The 18,491-nt window shown below is 72.6% G+C and carries 17 protein-coding genes; 8 read left to right on the top strand and 9 right to left on the bottom strand.

Annotated features, from left to right (window positions below; all coding sequences use genetic code 11):
- Positions 1 to 55: 55 nt before the first annotated feature.
- Positions 56 to 1,903, top strand: coding sequence for a thiamine pyrophosphate-requiring protein (locus ACLJOK_RS03695; protein WP_410816111.1), 1,848 nt, complete (start codon positions 56 to 58; stop codon positions 1,901 to 1,903).
- Positions 1,904 to 2,049: 146 nt separating this feature from the next.
- Here ACLJOK_RS03695 and ACLJOK_RS03690 read toward each other — a convergent pair whose 3' ends face one another.
- From ACLJOK_RS03690 to ACLJOK_RS03675, 4 genes are all read right to left on the bottom strand, one after another.
- Positions 2,050 to 4,251: a transglycosylase domain-containing protein gene (locus ACLJOK_RS03690; RefSeq protein WP_410816109.1), complete on the bottom strand. Its 2,202-nt coding sequence runs from the start codon at positions 4,249 to 4,251 to the stop codon at positions 2,050 to 2,052.
- Between the two features lie 319 nt (positions 4,252 to 4,570).
- Positions 4,571 to 5,338 (bottom strand): hypothetical protein, encoded by a 768-nt coding sequence (locus tag ACLJOK_RS03685; protein ID WP_410816108.1) that lies wholly within the window; start codon positions 5,336 to 5,338, stop codon positions 4,571 to 4,573.
- 133 nt (positions 5,339 to 5,471) lie between these two features.
- Positions 5,472 to 6,578 (bottom strand): SPFH domain-containing protein, encoded by a 1,107-nt coding sequence (locus ACLJOK_RS03680; protein WP_354944501.1) that lies wholly within the window; start codon positions 6,576 to 6,578, stop codon positions 5,472 to 5,474.
- 5 nt (positions 6,579 to 6,583) lie between these two features.
- Positions 6,584 to 7,057, bottom strand: coding sequence for an NfeD family protein (locus ACLJOK_RS03675; protein WP_350853828.1), 474 nt, complete (start codon positions 7,055 to 7,057; stop codon positions 6,584 to 6,586).
- A 120-nt stretch (positions 7,058 to 7,177) separates the two neighbouring features.
- Here ACLJOK_RS03675 and ACLJOK_RS03670 point away from each other — a divergent pair, with 120 nt between their 5' ends.
- Positions 7,178 to 8,479, top strand: coding sequence for a serine hydrolase domain-containing protein (locus ACLJOK_RS03670; RefSeq protein ID WP_410816107.1), 1,302 nt, complete (start codon positions 7,178 to 7,180; stop codon positions 8,477 to 8,479).
- A 33-nt stretch (positions 8,480 to 8,512) separates the two neighbouring features.
- Here ACLJOK_RS03670 and ACLJOK_RS03665 read toward each other — a convergent pair whose 3' ends face one another.
- Complete coding sequence (locus ACLJOK_RS03665) at positions 8,513 to 9,325, bottom strand: DUF3097 domain-containing protein (protein WP_410816105.1); 813 nt, start codon at positions 9,323 to 9,325, stop codon at positions 8,513 to 8,515.
- Between the two features lie 296 nt (positions 9,326 to 9,621).
- On the opposite strand from ACLJOK_RS03665, the gene ACLJOK_RS03660 reads away from it, so the two are divergent.
- Positions 9,622 to 10,416, top strand: coding sequence for a hypothetical protein (locus tag ACLJOK_RS03660; RefSeq protein ID WP_410816103.1), 795 nt, complete (start codon positions 9,622 to 9,624; stop codon positions 10,414 to 10,416).
- A 51-nt stretch (positions 10,417 to 10,467) separates the two neighbouring features.
- Here ACLJOK_RS03660 and ACLJOK_RS03655 read toward each other — a convergent pair whose 3' ends face one another.
- The 4 genes from ACLJOK_RS03655 to fabG all read right to left on the bottom strand — a co-directional run bounded on the left by ACLJOK_RS03655 (position 10,468) and on the right by fabG (position 13,891).
- Complete coding sequence (locus tag ACLJOK_RS03655) at positions 10,468 to 11,247, bottom strand: HAD-IIA family hydrolase (RefSeq protein ID WP_091403868.1); 780 nt, start codon at positions 11,245 to 11,247, stop codon at positions 10,468 to 10,470.
- Between the two features lie 15 nt (positions 11,248 to 11,262).
- Positions 11,263 to 12,291, bottom strand: a complete 1,029-nt coding sequence (locus ACLJOK_RS03650) for a ferrochelatase (RefSeq protein ID WP_410816102.1) — start codon at positions 12,289 to 12,291, stop codon at positions 11,263 to 11,265.
- A gap of 100 nt (positions 12,292 to 12,391) precedes the next feature.
- Positions 12,392 to 13,159 carry an enoyl-ACP reductase FabI gene (gene fabI, locus ACLJOK_RS03645; protein WP_238682148.1) on the bottom strand — a complete coding sequence of 256 codons (768 nt, stop codon included), beginning with the start codon at positions 13,157 to 13,159 and terminating at the stop codon, positions 12,392 to 12,394.
- A gap of 27 nt (positions 13,160 to 13,186) precedes the next feature.
- A complete protein-coding gene (fabG, locus tag ACLJOK_RS03640) occupies positions 13,187 to 13,891 on the bottom strand; it encodes a 3-oxoacyl-ACP reductase FabG (protein ID WP_410816101.1) in 705 nt (234 codons plus the stop codon).
- Between the two features lie 155 nt (positions 13,892 to 14,046).
- Here fabG and ACLJOK_RS03635 point away from each other — a divergent pair, with 155 nt between their 5' ends.
- The 5 genes from ACLJOK_RS03635 to ACLJOK_RS03615 all read left to right on the top strand — a co-directional run bounded on the left by ACLJOK_RS03635 (position 14,047) and on the right by ACLJOK_RS03615 (position 18,478).
- On the top strand, positions 14,047 to 15,276 hold the full coding sequence (locus tag ACLJOK_RS03635; RefSeq protein WP_410816099.1) for a sensor histidine kinase: 1,230 nt from the start codon (positions 14,047 to 14,049) through the stop codon (positions 15,274 to 15,276).
- Positions 15,273 to 15,935: a response regulator gene (locus tag ACLJOK_RS03630; RefSeq protein ID WP_238682145.1), complete on the top strand. Its 663-nt coding sequence runs from the start codon at positions 15,273 to 15,275 to the stop codon at positions 15,933 to 15,935. Before ACLJOK_RS03635 ends, ACLJOK_RS03630 begins: the two co-directional genes overlap by 4 nt.
- Positions 15,936 to 16,033: 98 nt before the next feature.
- Entirely contained in the window at positions 16,034 to 16,939 is a 906-nt protein-coding gene (locus tag ACLJOK_RS03625) for an alpha/beta hydrolase (protein WP_410816097.1), read from the top strand.
- Positions 16,936 to 18,201, top strand: coding sequence for an acyltransferase family protein (locus tag ACLJOK_RS03620; protein WP_410816096.1), 1,266 nt, complete (start codon positions 16,936 to 16,938; stop codon positions 18,199 to 18,201). Before ACLJOK_RS03625 ends, ACLJOK_RS03620 begins: the two co-directional genes overlap by 4 nt.
- Positions 18,202 to 18,322: 121 nt before the next feature.
- Positions 18,323 to 18,478, top strand: a complete 156-nt coding sequence (locus tag ACLJOK_RS03615; protein ID WP_396795363.1) for a hypothetical protein — start codon at positions 18,323 to 18,325, stop codon at positions 18,476 to 18,478.
- Positions 18,479 to 18,491: the final 13 nt, after the last annotated feature.

Genomic DNA, 18,491 nt, shown 5'->3' with positions numbered 1-18,491 from the left:
AAGAAGAAGGGGAATGACCGGCAGGCATTGGGACGCGACGGGAAGGACCAGCCAGGTGAGCGCAGACGACACCACGCCGGGCCAAGTGGGCACTCTGCCCCGGCGTCCGACCGTCGCGGACCACATCGTGTCGCGGCTGTTCAGCTGGGGCGTGCACCGCTACTTCGGCTATCCCGGCGACGGCATCAACGGTATGACCTCCGCGCTGCAACGCACCAACGGCCGCGCCCAGTTCATCCAGGTCCGGCACGAGGAGACCGCCGGCTTCGCCGCCTCCGCGCACGTCAAGTACGGCGGCGGGCCGCTGGGCTGCGCGCTGGTCACCAGCGGGCCGGGCGCCATCCACCTGCTCAACGGCCTGTACGACGCGAAGCTCGACCACCAACCGGTCATCGCCCTCGTCGGTCACACAGCGACCACCGCCGAGGGCGGCGGCTACTACCAGGAGGTCGACCTGCTCGCCCTCTACAAGGACGTGGCAGCGGCGTTCCTGGCCCAGCTCGACCACCCCGCGCAGGTACGTCACCTGGTCGACAGGGCGTGCCGGACCGCGCTGGCCCGGCGCACCGTCACCGCCCTGATCCTGCCCCTGGACCTCCAGGACGAGCCGGCCGTCCCGAACCCGCCGCACGCGCACGGCTACTACCAGACCAGCAACGCGCCGAGCAGCACGCCGACCATCCCGCCGGAGGCTGACGTACGCCGGGCGGCCGAGGTGCTGCGCGGCGGGCAACGGGTGGCCATGCTGGTCGGCCAGGGTGCCCTCGGCGCGCGCGACGAGGTCCGCGAGATCGCCGATCGGCTCGGGGCCGGCGTGGCCACCGCGCTGCTCGGCTTCACCGCCGTCGACCACCGCGAGCCGTGGGTGACCGGCGCGATCGGGCTGCTCGGCACCCGGCCGAGCTGGCAGCTGATGAGCGGCTGCGACCGGCTGCTGATCGTGGGCAGCAACATGCCGTACTCGGAGTTCTATCCACAGCCCGGGCAGGCCCGCGCGGTGCAGATCGACCTGGACGGCACCCAGCTCGGGCTGCGGTACCCGACCGAGGTGAACCTGACCGGCGACGCCCGCCCCACGCTGCGGGCGTTGCTGAACGAACTGGGGCCCGGCCCCGGGCCGACCGCCTGGCGGACGGAGATCACCGAGGCCACCTCGGCGTGGCGGCGCGTGCAACACGACCTGGCCGAGCAGACCGCCGACCCGGTCAACCCGCAGTTGCTCTTCCACACCCTGAACGAGCGGCTGCCCGACGACGTGCTGCTCGCTGTCGACTGCGGCACCACCACCGCCTGGTACGCCCGACACATCCAGGTACGCCCCAGCATGCTGGCCAGCCTCTCCGGCACGCTGCTGTCCATGGGCGGCGCCATGCCGTACGCGTTGAGCGCCAAGTTCGCCCACCCGGACCGGCCGCTGGTCGCGCTGATAGGCGACGGCGCCATGCAGATGAACGGCGTCAACGAGCTGATCACCGTGGCGAAGTACTGGCGCAGCTGGGCCGACCCGCGCTTCGTGGTGCTGGTGCTTAACAACCGGGACCTGGCGTTCGTCAGCTGGGAACAGCGCTCCACCGAGGGGACGCCGATGTTCCCGGACAGCCAGCAGTTGCCGGACATCGCCTACCACCAGTGGGCGGAGGTGCTCGGGCTGCACGGCGAGCTGATCGACTCACCGGACCAGGTGCGGGACGTCTGGGACCGGGCGCTCACCGCCGACCGGCCGGTGGTGATCAACGCCCTGGTCGACCCGGCGGAGCTGATGCTGCCACCGCACTTCACCGTCGAGCAGGCCCGCAAGACCGCGGCGGCGGTGCTGCGCGGCGACACCGACTGGGCCGGCATCATCCGCCGCGGCCTCCCCGCCACCCTGGCCAGCTACCGCCCCCGCCGCCGCCAACCCTGACCCACCCTGCGCCGCGCCGCGCCGCGCCGATCTTGCACTTTCTGCATCGACAAAGGCCCGCAAAGGGTGCTGTTCGGCGACCGAAAGTGCAAGATCGCGGGGGTGGGGCGGGTGAGGGCGCGGGAGGGAGGGAGGCAGTGTGGCGGTCAGCCTCGGCGGTCTAGCCAGCGTTGGAGGGCTGAGCGGGGGTTGTCGTCGGTGGGGTCCTGCTGGCGGTCCGGGACCGCGGGGCGCTCCACCGGGCGGTGCGCGTCGCCGGCCAGGTCGTGGCTCGGCGCGACGAACGCCTTCTGCGGCTGGCCCTTCACAGCGGTGGCGATGACCCGGGCGACCGCGTCGATCACCTTGGTCTGCACCGCCGAGCCCACCGAGTCGGCCGGGTCGTCCGGGTTGGCCGCGATACCGGCCACCGCGACCTGCGGGGTGAAACCGACGAACGTCTCGGTGGAGTTCTGCTCCGAGCTACCCGTCTTACCAGCCACCGGTCGGCCGTCGAGGATGTCGTTCACACCGGTGGCGGTGCCGCCGTTGCACTGACCGAACGCCGACTGCTGACCCACCGGGCAGCGCGCCGCGTCGGTAGCGGCACGGGCGACGTCGACGTCGAGCACCCGCTTGCAGGACGGCTGCCCCACCGGCACCTTCGTGCCGTCCGCGCCGGTCACCGAGACCACCGGCACCGGCGTGCAGTAGGTGCCCTCGGCGGCCACCGTGGCGTACGCGTTGGCCAGGTCCAGCGGGGTGGTGGCCGCCACGCCCAGGGTGAACGAACCCCAGTTCGCGGCGTTGTTCTTGGCGAAGGCGGCGTCCGAGTCGGCGCGGAACGTGATGCCGAGCCGCTGCGCCATCTGGACCACCTTGTCCTGGCCGACCTGCTCGGCCAGCCAGACGAAGTAGGTGTTCACCGAGCGGCCGAAGCCGTCCCACATCATCCGGTACCCGTCCATCCAGTCCGGGTTGGCGTTCGCCGGGCACCAGTGGCCGTCGCAGCTGCCCGGCCCCTCGGCGGGGTAGCGGGTGGGCAGCTTGGCGGGCGCGTCGAAGCCGGTGGAGAGGGTACGGCCCGACTCCAGCGCGGCGAGCATGGTGAACAGCTTGAACGTCGAACCCGCCTGGTACCCGTCGACGCTGGCTCCGCCGGAGATCAACGGGTTGACGGTGTTCGGGTAGTTCGCCTGCCCAGCCGGGTTGTCGGCGAGGCTGTAGTGCCGGTTGACCGCCATCGCCAACACCCGCCCGGTGCCCGGCTGGACCGCCGCGATCGGCAGGGCGCGCTTGTTGTCGTAGGAGTAGACCTTGGTGGCCTGCTGCTGCGCGGTGGCCTGGATCTTCGGGTCCAGCGAGGTGACCACTGTGTAGCCGCCCGAACGCAGCGCCTGCTCGCGCTCCGCGGCGGTGGCCCCGAAGGCCGGCTGGGTCAGCCACCACTGGCGCAGGTAGTCGCAGAAGTAGCCCCAGTCGTCGTGGCCCTGGGAGACGGCGGTGCAGCCGTTGGGCTGGGCGGTGGGGTGCAGGGCCAGCGGCTCGGCCTTGGCCTGGGCGGCCTGCGCGGCGGTGATCGCGTTGGTGGCGACCATCGAGTCAAGCACGTACGACCGGCGGGCCACCGCCTCGTCCTTGTCGCCACTGATCGGGCTGTACGCGTCCGGGGACTGCACCAGACCGGCCAGCAGGGCCGACTCGCCGAGGGTCAACTGCGCCGGAGGCTTGCCGAAGTACCGCTGGCTGGCCGCCGCGACCCCGTACGCGCCGGAGCCGAAGTAGGCGATGTTCAGGTACCGGTCGAGGATCTCGTCCTTGCCGAGGCTTTTGTCCAGCGCGCTCGCGTACCGGATCTCCTGGATCTTGCGCCCGACGGTGGGGTCGGTGGCGGCGGCGCGCTCCTCTGCGGTGCGGGTGGGGTCGGTCTTGAGCACGTTACGGACGTACTGCATGGTCAGCGTCGAGCCGCCCTGCTCGGTGCCGCCACCCTTGACGTTGGCCACCAGCGCCCGGGCCAGGCCGCGCAGGTCCGCGCCACCGTGGTCGTAGAAGCGCCGGTCCTCGGCCGCCACGATCGCCTGCCGCATGACCGGGGCGATCTCCGACAGGGGGACGTCGGTGCGGTTTACGTCGTAGAAGGTGGTGATCAGCGTCTTGCCGTCGTTGGCGTAGAGGTACGAACGTTGCGGGGTTGCCGGGGTCTTCAGCGAGGCCGGCAACGCGGCGTACGACCCGAGCGCGGAGCGGGCGGTGAGCCCGAGCAGCAGGTTGCCCGGCAGCGCGGCGACTGCCAGGACAAGCCCGGCCAACACGCCGGCGAGCAGCACGGTGAACAGCCGCGACAGCGGCGAGCGGGGGGCGGCCATGCTCCCCAGGATTGCCATGAAAGCCGCCAACCGACCACCCTCACCGCGCGATTGTCAGCAACTTCACGCCCACCCACCAGCCAACTCCCACCCCGCCCCCCACCCCCCGCCCCCCGTGGATCATGGGGTTAGCGGGAGTTCTGATCACGAAATCACCCGCCAACCCCATGATCACCGGGGTCGACCGAGGGCGGTCCGGGGCCGGCGGATTGGCCTGCGTTGATCATGAAGCTATTGCCATGACACGCCGGTGCCGAGCGCAATAACTTCATGATCAACCGGTGAGAGGCGGGCCCTAGGGCCGGATGGGGTGGGTGGGTTAGGGGTTTGGGGTACTTAGGCTGGCGGTGGCGGCGTCTCGGGCGGTTTCGCGGGGCATCAGGCGTCCGGAGCGGTAGCCGATGCCGATGCCGGCGATCAGCACGAAGATCGCGCCGAAGGTCTGCAACGAGCCGATCAGGGCGCCGCCGAGGCCGAGCAGCGGCGCGGCGATGATCAGCATGACGCCGTCGCCGAGACTGAAGGTGCCGGAGCGGGCCACCGCCCACCCGGTGAGGAACCAGCCCACGCTGTAGAACGTCGCGCCGACCAGGACCAGCGACCGCGCGGTGGCGCCGAAGACGGGCGTCTGCTCTTCGAACCCGGCGAACGGCAGCATCAGCACGGTGCCGGCGATGCTGACCAGCAGCCCGGCGGCGGCCACCCGGCGGCTGCGGGTCGCGGCCAGCAGCCCCGTGAGCGCCAGCAGCGCGAGCAGGCCGAGCCAGACCGCGGCCACCCAACCAATCAGGTACACCGCCCGGCCGTCGGCCGGATACGGGTCGTTGCCCACCCCTCCGTCGCTGGCCATCGCCACCGCGCCGTAGAGGATGGCGTACGCGGGCAGCAGCCAGACCGCCGCGCGTGCGAACCGACGCACCGACCAGGCCCAACTGGCGTTCGTGGCGGGGGCGCCCGGGGTCGGCTCGCCGACGAAGGGCAGTACGCCGAACCCGCCACCGCTGCGCCGGGAGCCCAGCGGGGCGACCGGGTCGTGCGCGCCGGGCACCGGGGCCGAGGACCACATCCGATTCGCCGGATCCTTCATGCGTCACCTCGCTCGTCGTCGAGCGGTGCACCGACGCGCCGGGGCGCCCCGATTGCCTGGTCACCACCCGTCCTAGGACCGATCGTGGCAGGCGTCGGAGCGCCCCATGAGTCTTTCTCGTATTAAGCCGTGATCAGCCGCGCTCGCGCTGGTCGGCCGGGTCCTCGACGAGGCTGGTCGGCGACACCGGCTCCGGTGCGGGCAGCCCCTTCGGCCCCTGGCCGCCGGTGGCCTGCGCCTCGGCGACGCGTACCTCGTCGTGGATCTGCTGGGCGGCGTCCGCCGCAGCCTGCGCCGCCTCCGCGGCCTCGCGCTCGACCTGGCTCGCGTGTTCGGCCGCCTCCGGTGCGGGCAGATCCCCCACCATCTGGCTCAGCCCGCCGAGCGCGCCACCCATCCCCTCCAGGGCCTTGGTCAGCTCGGCCGGGATGATCCAGACCTTGTTGGCGCTGCCCTGGGCGATCTGCGGCAGAGCCTGGAGGTACTGGTAGGCGAGCACCTTCTGGCTCGGGTTGGCCTGGTGGATCGCGTCGAAGACCGTCCGGATCGCCTTCGCCTGACCCTCGGCCTGAAGGATCCGGGCCTGCCGGTCACCGTCGGCCCGCAGCACCGCCGACTGCTTGTCACCCTCGGCGGTGAGGATCACCGACTGCTTGTGCCCCTCGGCGGTCAGGATCGCCGCGCGACGGTCCCGCTCGGCGCGCATCTGCTTCTCCATCGAGTCGCGGATGCTGGCCGGCGGCTCGATCGCCTTGATCTCGACCCGGGTCACCTTGATGCCCCAGCGGCCGGTGGTCTCGTCCAGCACACCCGAGAGGTGCCTGTTGATCTCGTCCCGGCTGGTCAGCGCCCGCTCCAGATCGAGCGAACCGATCACGTTACGCAACGTGGTGACGGTCAACTGCTCGATGGCCTGGAGGAAGCTGGAGATCTCGTAGGTCGCCCGGACCGAGTCGACCACCTTGAAGTAGAGAACCGTGTCGATCGACACCACCAGGTTGTCCGAGGTGATCACCGGCTGCGGCGGGAAGCTGACCACCTGCTCCCGCATGTCGACCTTGGTACGGACCGCGTCGATGAACGGCACCAGCAGGTTGAGGCCGGGGCTGAGGGTGCGCTTGTACTTGCCGAGCCGTTCCACCACGTCCTGGCGCTGCTGCGGCACGATCCGCACAGCCTTGGCCAGCGTTATCACGGCGATCAACGCCACCGCGATCACCACCACCCCGATTAAGGTCATCCCGTTCACCCTCTCGATTCCGGCAACTCGCCGGCGGAAGAAACATCGTCCTGCCACACCAGGGCGGTAGCGCCCCGGACCTTTATCACCCGAACCCGTTGACCGGGGTCGTAAGCCTGTGTCGTGTCGTACGACCGGGCGCTCCACAACTCACCGTCGATCTTGACGAGACCCTGCTCGGCGTCCACCCGTTCCAGCACCAGCGCCGTGGAGCCCTCGATCGCCTCCACGCCGAACGGCTGCTCGCCGCTCTCCAGCGCGGAGCGGCTGTGCCGCCGGATGACCGGTCGGACCACCACCAGGCTCAACGCCGACACCACAGCGAAGACCAACGCCTGCACGGCGACCGGCGCTCCCAGTGCGGCCGCACCGGCGGCGGCGAACGCACCGGCCCCGAACATGATCAGAAATAGCGTCGTCGTGAAAATCTCGGCGACGGCCAGCAGCACACCCAAAACGATCCACACCACGGCGTCCACCCCCCGATCGTGACACGCAAATGCACGCGCGGCCTCCCCGCGAAGATCAGTAAGCTCGGCGGGACCCTTTCCGGCCCGCCAAAACACCACGAATCGGCGGCCCGACCCGAGGAGATCCCGTTGACCCTGCTACCCGAGACCGCCCGACAGATCGACACCCGGGCCGCCCAGGCACAGGCCGACGGTCGCACCCCGTCGCTGGTGCTGGGCGTGGTCCGCGACGGCACGCTGACGCATGTGGCCGTCGCCGGCGACCACCCCCGCCCGGATGTCGACCTCCAGTACCGGGTGGGCTCGATCAGCAAGACGATGACCGCCACCCTGATCATGCAGTTGCGCGACGCCGGCCGGCTGGCCCTGGACGACCGGCTGGAGCAGCACCTGCCGGGCACCGGCATGGGCGCGCTCACAGTGCGCCAACTGCTCGGCCACGCCAGCGGCATCCAACGCGAACCCGAGGGCGACTGGTGGGAGCGGGCGGCGGGCGTCGACCTCACCACCCTGCTCGCCGAGGTCGACGCCGACAAGATCGCTTACCCCCCGCACCGCGCGTACCACTACTCGAACCTGGCGTACGGGCTGCTCGGCGGACTGCTCGAACGGCTCACCGGAACATCCTGGGCCGACCTGCTCGACGAACGGATCCTCACCCCGCTGGGCCTGCGCCGCACCACCTACGCGGCCACCGAGCCGTACGCCCGCGGCTACGTCGTCCACCCCTGGCACGGCACGCTGCGCGAGGAGCCCCGCACCGACACCGGCGCCATGGCCCCCGCCGGGCAGCTCTGGTCGACGATCGAGGACCTGGGTCGCTGGGCCGCCTTCCTGGCCGACCCCGACCCGTCCGTGCTGGCCGCCGAGACCCTGACCGAGATGTGCGCCCCCGTGGTGATCAGCGACCCCGACTCCTGGACCGGCGGGCACGGCCTGGGGCTGGAGCTCTACCGCGACGGCGAGCGCGTGTACGTCGGGCACGGCGGCTCGATGCCCGGGTACGTGGCCGCCCTCCTGGTGCACCGACCCACCCGGACCGCCGTGGTCGGCTTCGCCAACTCGTACGGCTTCCCGATCACCGGGCTCGGCCGCCAACTGCTGACCACAGTGCTGGACGCCGAACCGGCGTTCCCGCAGCCGTGGCGGCCGGCCACCGCCGCGCCCGCTGCCGAGCTGGCCGAGCTGACCGGTCGCTGGTGGTGGATGGGCACTTCGCTGGACCTGAGCTGGGACGCGGGTGACCTGGTGGCGCACGTACGCGGTGAGCGGGTCAGCCGGTTCACCGCCGAGGGGACGGACCGCTGGCGGGGACGTTCCGGCCCGGAGACCGGCGAGATCCTGTCGGTGCTGCGCGACGACAGCGGACGGGCGCGGGCTGTCGACATCGCCACGTTCGTCTTCACGCGCAGCCCGGACGAGGCCCCCTGACCCGCCGCCGGGCGGACCTGGCGGACCAGGCGGTCAGGCCGGCTCGGTGACGAAGTCGATGAGGCGTTCCATGGAGTTGATCAGAGGGGTCTCCACGTCGGCGAAGCTGTTCACCCGGGACAGGATGTGCCGCCACATGTCGGCCGGCTCGGCCACCCCGAGGGCCGCGCAGACCCCCTCCTTCCACGGCCGCCCCGGCGGCACCACCGGCCAGGCCGCAATGCCCAACGCAGCCGGCTTGACCGCCTGCCACACGTCGACGTAGGGGTGCCCGGTCACCAGCACGTGCGGCGAGTTCACCCGGGCGACGATCCGGCTCTCCTTGCTGCCCGGCACCAGGTGGTCGACGAGCACGCCGAGTCGTCGGGTCGGGCCGGGGCCGAAGTTGCGTACCTCGTCGTCGAGAGCGTCGATGCCGTCCAACGGCTCGACCACGACGCCCTCGATGCGGAGGTCGTCGCCCCAGATCCGCTCGACCAGCGCGGCGTCGTGGATGCCCTCCACCCAGATTCGGCTGGCCTTCGCCACCTGGGCCCGGACGTTGTCCACGGCGACCGAACCGGACGCGGTCCGCCGACGGGCCGCCGGCACCGCCGCGCGGGTCGGGCGGCGCAGCGTCACGGGGCTGCCGTCGAGCAGGAACGCCGCCGGCAGCAGCGGGAAGTTGCGCCGTTTACCGTGCCGGTCCTCCAACACCACAGCGCCGGCCTCGAAGCCCACCACCGCGCCGCAGAACCCGGAGTCGGCGTCCTCGACCACGAGATCCGGTTCGGCGTCCACCTCCGGGGTGACCTTGCGCCGTCGCCAGTCGCCCGCCAACACGTCCTCGCCGTATCGCCCCGCCATGGTCGATCACGCTAAACCCCGAACCCCCGCCCCCGCCCTCCCGACACACCGCCCAAGCAAGCCTCACCGCCACACCCGCTGCGCCCTCGTCGATCATGGAGTTGTGGTGCCTGACGAAAGGCTCCAATCACCAGCTATCGCCCACCACAACTCCTTGATCGACGTGGGGGTGGGGTGGGGTGGGGTGGGGTGGGGTGAGGGGTTGCGGGGTGGGGCGAAGGGGGCAGTTGGGGGCAGGCCGGGCGACCGGAGCGGCAGCCGAGACAGGGCCGGTCGTGACCACGTACCCTTTCGGCATGTCCACCCCCGCAACGGGCGCGGTCACACTCGCGCCGCGCCGGTCCAGCCGGTTCGTTGCCTGGGTGCGCGCGTGGCGCGCCGGGTTGGTGCCGTACGACGAGGTCGCCAACGCCATCGCCGGCGACGAGGAACACCTCGTCGCGGACGCCCCGGGCACCTGGACCGACGTTCCGCTGGGTGCCGCGCTGCCCACCCTGGCCAAGCTCTCCCCGGACGAGATCCGCCTGGTGCTGCCCGCGCCGGGCGACCCGAGGGGCTTGCCCGGCCCCGGCGACTTCGCCGGAGCGGCGCTGGTCACGGGCGAGGCGGTGGTCGCCGGCGGGCTCGGGTTGATCCCCCAGGTGCGGCTGCACACCTCCGGCTCCGGAGACTGTTTCGAGACGGTGCTCTGGCGGGTCTACCCGCTGCCGGCCAACGCCCCGTCCGCCTCACTCGCACTGCCCGGCGCCGCCGAGGCGGAGGCCGAGTTGGCCGCCGCGCTGGCCGAGACGACCGCCGTGCTGACCCGCCTCGACGTGGCCCAGTGGCGGCCCGAGCTGGCCGGCGCGCTGGCCGCGCTGCGCCGCCCGGACGGCACCACCGATCTGCCACCGGGCTTCGACCCGCGAGCCCGCCGGCTCTTCGCCCGGGCCGCGGTGCTCGACCGGGTGCTGGCGTTGGCCGGGCACGCCGCACCGGGCGGCGCGATCAACAACTACGAGGCGCAGCAACGGGACGCGGCACTGCGGCCACTCACCGCAGCCTGCCGACAGGCGCTGGTGGCCGCCTGCAACGCCCCCCTGCGCCCCTGACCACCGCCGGCACCTTGCGGCGGCGCGGTGGCCGAGGGCGACCCGGGCTGGTCAGATCTCGTCGAGCAGGTCCGCGACCGAGTTGATGATCCGGGACGGCCGGTACGGGTAACGCTCCGCCTCGGTGCGGCTGCTGATCCCGGTGAGCACCAGGATGGTCTCCAGCCCCGCCTCCAGGCCGCACAGGATGTCGGTGTCCATCCGGTCACCGATCATCGCGGTGCTCTCCGAGTGCGCGTTGATGGTGTTGAGCGCCGAGCGCATCATCATCGGGTTGGGCTTGCCGACGAAGTACGGCTCGACCCCGGTCGCCTTGGAGATCATGGCGGCGACCGAGCCGGCGGCGGGTAGCGCGCCCTCCACGGACGGGCCGGTCACGTCGGGGTTGGTGCAGATGAACCGGGCGCCGTCGTTGATTAGGCGGACAGCCTTGGTGATCGCCTCGAAGCTGTAGGTGCGGGTCTCGCCGAGCACCACGTAGTCGGGGGCGAAGTCGGTGAGCACGTAGCCGACGGCGTGCAGCGCAGTGGTCAGCCCGGCCTCACCGATGACGTACGCGGTGCCACCCGGCCGCTGGTCGGCGAGGAACTGACCGGTGGCCAGGGCGGAGGACCAGATCGACTCCTCCGGCACGTCCAGCCCCATCCGGCTGAGCCGGGCCGTCAGGTCCCGTGGGGTGTAGATCGAGTTGTTGGTCAGCACCAGGAACGGCTTGCCGGAGGCGCGCATCCGGTTGATGAACTCAGGGGCGCCGGGCACCGGCTGGCCCTCGTGCACCAGCACGCCGTCCATGTCGGTCAGCCAACTCTGCACGGGCTTACGGTCATGCATGATGATCCTCAGAGGTCAGGGGCGACGGGTCGGCACGCAACAGACTGTGGGGCAGCTGTCCCACATGGGCAGCTCGCCCAGGCGGCGGCGCAGCTGCGCGCCGTCCGGGTCGGTTCGCTCGGTGACCAGCTCACGCACCATGGTCACGAAGCGCGGGTCGGTGCCCGGCGTGCCGGCCCGGACGAAGTCCAGGCCGAGCTGCTTCGCCGTCTCCAGCGCTTCGGTGTCCAGGTCCCACACGACCTCCAGGTGATCGGAGACGAACCCGATCGGGCTGACCACCACAGCTGTGGTGCCGTCCTGCGAGAGGGCGGTCAGGTGGTCGTTGATGTCCGGTTCCAGCCACGGCACCTGCGGCGGGCCGGAGCGGCTCTGCCAGACCAGGTCGTACCCGAGGTCGGGTGCGGCTGCCGCGGCGACGAGCCGGGCGGTCTCGTGCAGCTGCGCCTCGTACCGGCCGCCGTGCGGGCCGGCGTTGGCCGCCATCGAGTTGGGGATGGAGTGGGCGGTGAAGACCAGCCGGGTGGTGTCCCGCTTCGCCGGGTCGAGCTGGCCCAGGGCCGCCCGGACCGCGTCGACGTGCGGCTCGACGAAGCCGGGGTGGTCCCAGAACTGACGCAGCTTCTCGATCACCGGGGCGTCGGGGCCGACGGCGGCACGGGCGGCGGCGATGTCCTCCTGGTACTGCCGGCAGGACGAGTAGCCGCCGTACGCGCTGGTGACGAAGGCCAACGCCCGGGTGACCCCGTCGTCGCGCATCTGCGTCACGGTGTCGGCGAGCATCGGGTCCCAGTTGCGGTTGCCCCAGTAGAGGGGCAGGTCGACACCGTGCGCGGCGAAGTCGGCGCGGACGGCGGTCAGCAGGTCCCGGCACTGCTGGTTGATCGGCGACACCCCACCGAAGTGCTGGTAGTGCTCGGCGACCTCGGTCAGTCGCTCGGGAGGCACACCCCGGCCCCGGGTCACGTTCTGCAGAAACGGCATCACGTCCTCGGGCCGCTCGGGCCCGCCGAAGGACACCAGCACCACCGCGTCGTACGACATGGGGTCATTCTTGCCCCTCGGCCGGGACGTCCCGGCGACGCCCCCTGGTCCGGACGCGTGGATCACGCGGACGGTGACCAGGGAGCGTCACGGTGCAGCGTCAGGAACCGATGGCGTGGTAGCCGCCGTCGACGTGGACGATCTCGCCGGTGGTGGCCGGGAACCAGTCGGAGAGCAGCGCCAGGCAGGCCCGCGCGGCGGGCTCCTGGTCGGTGAGGCTCCAGCCCAGCGGGGCGCGCTCGGCCCAGGCGTCCTCGAACTGGTCGAAGCCGGGGATCGACTTCGCGGCGATAGTGCGCAGCGGCCCGGCGGCGACCAGGTTGCTGCGGATGCCCTGCTTGCCCAGGTGCATCGCCAGGTAGCGGGACGCGGACTCCAGGCCGGCCTTGGCCACGCCCATCCAGTCGTAGACCGGCCACGCCTTCGTCGCGTCGAAGGTCAGGCCGACCACCGCGCCGCCCGGGGACATCAGCGGCAGTGCCGCCATGGCCAGCGACTTGTACGAGAAGGTGGAGACGTGCAGGGCTGTCGCCACGTCCTCCCAGGGCGCGTCGAGGAAGCCGCCGCCCAGGCAGCTCTGCGGGGCGAAGCCGATCGAGTGCACGACACCGTCGAGGCCGTCGACGTGCTCGCGTACCCGGTCGGCGAGGCCGGCCAGGTGCTCGGTGTTGGTGACGTCCACCTCGATGACCGGCGCCGGCTCGGGCAGCCGCTTGGCGATCCGCTCGACCAGGGAGAGCCGGCCGTAGCCGGTGAGCACGACCTGCGCGCCATTCTCCTGAGCGAGCTTCGCCACCGAGAAGGCGATCGAGGCGTCGGTGATGACACCGGTGACGAGCAGCCGCTTACCGGCGAGCAGTCCGGACATCGCAGATTTCCTCCGTAGTCAAAAGGGTTAGTGGCCCATGCCGAGGCCGCCGTCGACCGGGATGACGGCGCCGGAGACGTACCCGGCGCTGTCCGAGGCCAGCCAGGTGACCACTGCGGCGACCTCGTCCGGGCTGGCCATCCGGCCGGCCGGGATGGACTTGAGGATCTCCGCCTTGCGGTCTCCGGTGAGGCCGGCGGTCATGTCGGTGTCGATGAAGCCGGGCGCCACCACGTTCGCGGTGATGTTGCGGCTGCCCAGCTCCCGGGTGATCGAGCGGGCGACGCCGACAAGGCCGGCCTTGCTGGCGGCGTAGTTGACCTGCCCGGCACCGCCGGCGAGGCCGACCACCGAGGAGATGAAGATCATGCGGCCCCATTTGGCGCGGAGCATCTTGCCGGAGGCCCGCTTCGCGACCCGGAACGCGCCGGTGAGGTTGGTGTCCACCACGTCGGTGAACTGCTCCTCGGTCATGCGCAGCAGCAGCGTGTCGGCGGTCATGCCGGCGTTGGCGACCAGCACCTCGACCGGACCCAGCTCGGCCTCGACGGCGGCGAACGCAGCGTCGATCGAGGCGGCGTCGGTGACGTCGGCGCGGACGCCGAACAGCCCGTCGGGCGCATCCCCACTGCGGTGGGTGACCGCCACCCGGTCGCCCTGCTTGGCGAAGGCCTGCGCGATGGCCAGGCCGATTCCCCGGTTGCCCCCGGTCACCAGCACGGTACGGGCCACTGTTCCCCCTTGCGAATGGTCAGCACGGACGCGTCGGAGCCTAGGCGTTACCGGTAGGTAAGCGCTAACGGGAGTCGCGTCACACTGGGGTACGACACCGGGATCAACCCCTGGTGGCACGCCTCGTGGCGAGGTCGGCCCGTAGCCTCCGGGTGGTGAACCGGCATCCCATCGCGGTGGCCTTGCGGGCCCTGCGGCAGACAGTGCTCGGCCCGGACGCCCGGCCCGAGCGGCCGCTGCTGGCCCGCTGGCCCGGGCCGGCCCGCTACGCCGCCCCGGTCGGCCTGCTCGCCGCGCTCGGCCTCTTCCTGATCACGCTGACGGTGGAGAGCGACTGGGGCCTACCGCCGCCGATCGCGCTCCTGTTCGCGGCGATGACCGTGGCGCCGCTGTTGGCGCTGCCCCGGCGTCCGCTGCTGGCCTGGCGGCTGACGGTGCTGGCCCTGCTGATCTGCACGTTCAACGCCCCGGCCGACCAGGCCTGGCCGTGGACCCCGCCGCTGGCGCTCGGGTCGATCGCGGTGGTGGCGGTGGTCGTCGCACGGGTCGACCGGCCGGTGCTGGCCTGGGTGGTGACGATCAGCACGGTGCCGGTGCTCACCCTGGTCCATCCCGAGAACCGGGTCCCCGTCCTGCTGCTGCTCGGCGCGCTGGCGATCGTCGGCGATCTGATCCGCCGCAACCGGCTGTCCCGGCACGCGCTGGCCGCGCAGGCCGAGCTGAGCGAACGCGAGCAGGAGCGCCGCGCGGTGCTGGAGGAACGCACCCGGATCGCCCGGGAGCTGCACGACGTGGTGGCTCACCACATGTCGCTGATCGCTGTGCAGGCGGAGACCGCCCCGTACCGGCTGACGGACGTGCCGGCCCCGGCAGCCGCGGAGTTCGTCGCCATCGCCGCGTCGGCCCGCGACGCGCTCACCGACATGCGGCGGCTGTTGGGGGTGCTGCGCAGCGAGACGAGCGGGCCGCAGACCGCGCCGCAGCCGGACCTCACCGACCTGGGCGCGATGGTCGACGCGGCACGCCGGGCCGGGCTGGGGGTCACCCTGGACGTCGAACCGGTGGACGACGACCGGGTGCCCGCGCCGGTCGGGCTGGCCGCGTACCGCATCGTCCAGGAGGGCCTGGCCAACGCGGCCCGCCACGCGGCCGGCGCCGCGGTGCGGGTCACCGTCCGCGCCGGCCGGTCCGGTCTGGGGGTACGCGTCGAAAACTCCCCGGCCGACGTCCAACCGACCGCCGACGGCGGCTCCGGGCACGGGCTGACCGGCATGCGGGAGCGGGCCACCTCGCTGGGCGGTACGTTCACCGCCGGGCCGCTGCCCGACGGGGGTTACGCGGTGGCGGCCGAGTTGCCGTACGACGCGGAGGGCGGGGACCGATGATCCGGGTGCTGATCGCCGACGACCAGGCGATGGTCCGGCAGGGTTTCGGCGCGCTGCTCGCCGCCCAACCGGATCTGCTGGTGGTGGGGGACGCCGCCGACGGCGCGCAGGCGGTGGCCGCCGCCCGCCACCTCGACCCGGACGTGGTGCTGATGGACGTGCGGATGCCGGTCATGGACGGGCTGGAGGCCACCCGCAAGCTGCTCGGTGACCGGTCGACGCAGCGACCCCGCGTGCTCATCCTCACCACCTTCGACCTGGACGACTACGTGTACGAGGCGCTGCGCGCCGGGGCCAGCGGGTTCCTGCTCAAGGACGCCCCGGCGGCCGATCTGGTGCAGGCGGTGCGGGTGGTGGCGGCCGGGGACGCGCTGCTCGCCCCGGGGGTCACCCGCCGGTTGATCGCCGAGTTCGCGAACCGTCCGGACCGCCGCCGCCCGCGCCCCACCGACCTGGCCGGGCTCACCCCGCGCGAGACCGAGGTGCTGCGGTTGATCGCCCGGGGCCGCAACAACGCGGAGATCGCGGGTGACCTGGTGGTGGCCGAGCAGACAGTGAAGACGCACGTCGGGCGGATCCTGGCCAAGCTGGGTCTGCGCGACCGGGCCCAGGCCGTGGTGCTGGCGTACGAGACGGGTCTGGTGGCCGCCGGCGAGTAGCCCTGTGGAGCCAGCCCGGGAACGGCTCTGCGGGACGACGACCGGGCCCCGCCCCTGGGCGCACTCTCCTCCGGACGACATTCCGGAGGGAGTACGTGATGCGACGACGAGGTGCCAGCCGGGTGGCGATGGCCGCGCTGCTCGGCGTGAACCTGGTTCTGCCGACCCGACCCGAGCCGGCCACGGCGGCGGGGTTCGTCGAGGCGTACCCCGTGATGGCGGCGGCGATGCGCGCGGCCGGCCCCCCGTACGCGGACTGGGCGGCCGACGGACGCCGGTTCCTGCTGTTCGACGAGCGCGGTGACGGCCGCGCGGTCGAGGTGCTCGGCGACCTCGCCGACGCGGACCGGATCGTCGTGCTGGTGCCGGGGGTCGGCAGCACGCTCGCCGACTTCGACAGGGGGTTGGGCGGGGTGGCCCGGCGGGCGCCGGCGGCGCAGGCCGGGCAGCTCTACCGGGAGCTGCGGGCGACCGACCCGGCGGCACGGGTCGCGGTGCTGGCCTGGCTCGGCTACGACCCGCCCGACGGGGTGTTGACCGCAGCCGGTGGCGTCAGCGCCCGGCGCGGCGCGGCCGGTCTGGCCACGCTGCTGCGGGAGCTGGCCGGGCGGCGTCCGGCGGCGACGATCACGCTGGTCGGGCACAGCTACGGGGCGCTGGTGGTGTCGCTGGCGGCGGCGGACGCCCCTGACCAGGTCACCGACGTGGTCAGCCTCGGCGGTGTCGGCGCCGGCGTGCAGCGCGCCGACGACCTGCCCGGCGGGCGGCGGTTCTGGGCGGCCGAGGCGCCGACCGACTGGATCCGTCGGGTACCGCAGGTGCGGCTGCCCGGCCTGGGCTTCGGCCGGCGACCCGGTGACCCGGCGTTCGGCGCCCGAGCGCTGCCGGCAGGCGGGGTGGCGGGGCACGACGGTTATCTCGCGCCGGGCAGCGCCGCGCTGGTCGCGGTGGCGTCGGTCGTGCTGGGCGGCGTCGAGGCCGACCGGATCGGAGACGCCCGGTGAGCCGGGACCGTGCCGTCGACGCGCTGCGGGCGTACGCCATCGGCGGGGTGGTGCTGGGGCACTGGCTCGTCACCGGGTTGGTGCTGACCGGCGACGGCGGGCTGCGCCAGGCCAGTCCCCTGACCGCTCTGCCCGACCTGGCCCCGGTCACCTGGGTGTTGCAGACGCTCGGGTTGTTCTTCTTCACCGCCGGGTTCGGCTCGACCCGGTCGCTGGCCCGTCACCCGGGCAGCCCGGGCGGTTGGTTGGCCGGTCGGCTGCGGCGGCTGCTGTTGCCCACCGTGGCGTTGCTCGGTGTGGGGGCCGCCGTACTGCTCGCCGCCACCGTCGTCGGCACCTCGGACGACACGCTCGCCGTCGCGCTGCGGCTCGCGGTCAGCCCGCTGTGGTTCCTGCTGCCGCTGGTGTTCCTGGTCGCGGTGACCGGCCCGCTGCGCCTCGCCGTACGCCGGTGGGGGGTGGCGCGCTGCGCGGCGCCGGCGGTGGCTGTGGTGGCCGCGCTCGACCTGGCCGTCCGGCTGCTGCCGGCCGGCACCGACCCGCCCCCGGTCACCGTGCTGGCGGCCTGGTCGGTGCCGTACCTGCTGGGCGTGGCGCACGCCGACGGGCGCCTGGACGGCCGGCGGGCGGGCGGCACGTTGGCGGCCGGCGGGGCGGTCGCCCTCGCGGCGCTGCTGGCGTTGGGCTACCCGGTGAGCGCGGTCGGCGTGCCCGGGGCCGGGGTGTCCAACCTGAACCCGCCGTCGCTGCTGGTCGTGGCGCTGGCGGTGACCCAGGTCGGGCTGGGGCTGCTCGCCCGGCCGGCACTGCACCGGCTGCTGACCCGGCCGCTGCCGGGCCGGGCGGTGACCGAGGTGAACCGGTCCGCTGTTCGGATCTACCTGTGGCACCAGCCGGTACTGGTGGCGGTGACCGCGCTCACCGCCCGCGGCGGGCTGGCCCTGCCCGGTCTGCACACCGCCCCGGACAGCCCGGGGTGGGTGCTGGCGCGCTGCTGCTGGCTGCCGCTGCTCGCCGTGGTCCTGGTCACCGTCGTGCGGGTGGGTCGGCCGAGGTCGTTTCGCCAGGGCGTACGCGCTGGTGGCGAGGGGCGTCGCCGACCGAGCGGTGGAGCGGTCGCCCGCCGGTCGGCCGAGTGTGTTCCGTCGGCACCGCAGGTGTACGATCATCAACGTTCCGGCCCGCCCGACTTGCAGGAGGTGATCGCTGTGCGAGATAGCGATCCTCCCAGTCGTGGCCGGGCCGATGGTCAGACCCGCTGAGCCACGACTCAGTCTGGTGAGCTGACCCCGCTCCGCTCCCCACCATGTCGGCAGCTGCCGAGGTGAGTGTGCCGCGCCGCCCGACCTGGGCGGTCGCCGGGAGCCGCCCGGTCACGACTTCGTGTGCGCGTCCCCACCCCCTGCGGTCCGCCCCCGCACGCGGACCGTCCAGCCGCCACCCGGAGCCGTCATGAGCCGCTACGTCGCCCCGCTGGGCTTCACCCTCGCCGCCGTCTGGGTGGCCATCGTCTTCGTGCTCGCCGGCGGCGGTCACTGACCGCCGCCGGCGC

The organism is Micromonospora sp. 050-3, assembly GCF_046549335.1.
GTDB classification, from domain to species: domain Bacteria; phylum Actinomycetota; class Actinomycetes; order Mycobacteriales; family Micromonosporaceae; genus Micromonospora; species Micromonospora trifolii.
The sequence above is the reverse complement of the archived record's forward strand: the minus strand, read 5'-3'. Positions and strand labels throughout refer to the sequence as shown.